The following is a 641-nucleotide window of genomic DNA, read 5'->3' as shown; positions in this document are numbered from 1 at the left end:
GTAGGTCTTGTCTCCGAAATCCAGCGTCGCGCCCGCCGGCGCGCTGCGCAGCAAGGCCTGGAGCGCCGCAGTGTCGTCGGTGATCCCGTCGCCAGCGGCGGCGGTCACTTGCAGAACCTGGTAGAATGAAGCCACTGATCGAGATCCTCGCGGAACCGTTTCCCGGCCCCGGTCTGCGCAGGACCAGATGTATCTACGCTGGCCGATCCGGACCGCCGGCCGGCGATCAGCTCGACGATCCCGACACCACGCGCAGGCGCGGCTTGCCGCTCGAGTGGGCGAGGTGGTCGACGATCTTGGGCGAGGGTTGGTAATCGGTCACCAGCTCCGCCAGGAGCTGCTTGACCTGAACCGCGTCCTGCCGGCGGAACGCTTCCGACATCCGTTCCAGGCCGAGCTCGACCTCCTCGAGCGAGAGGTACTTCTCGTTGGCCATCATGATGCGCGGATGGTCGGTCGATTCGGGATTGTCGCCGATGAGCAGCTCTTCGTAGAGCTTCTCGCCGGGGCGCAGGCCGTTGAACACGACCTCGATATCGCCATCGGGCTCGTCGTCGGTCTTCGGCTTGAGCCCGGACAGCCGGATCATGCGGCGGGCAAGGTCGAACACCTTCACCGGCCGGCCCATGTCGAGCACGAAG

Annotated in this window: 1 protein-coding gene; it reads right to left on the bottom strand. The window is 66.0% G+C overall.

Annotated features, from left to right (window positions below; all coding sequences use genetic code 11):
• Positions 1-226 precede the first annotated feature (226 nt).
• Positions 227-641: polysaccharide biosynthesis protein (locus J7643_19985; protein ID MBO9542874.1), on the bottom strand; the 415-nt coding region annotated here is incomplete at its 5' end.

The organism is bacterium, from assembly GCA_017744355.1.
GTDB lineage: Bacteria > Cyanobacteriota > Sericytochromatia > S15B-MN24 > UBA4093 > JAGIBK01.
This window is presented reverse-complemented; position numbering and strand designations above follow the sequence as displayed.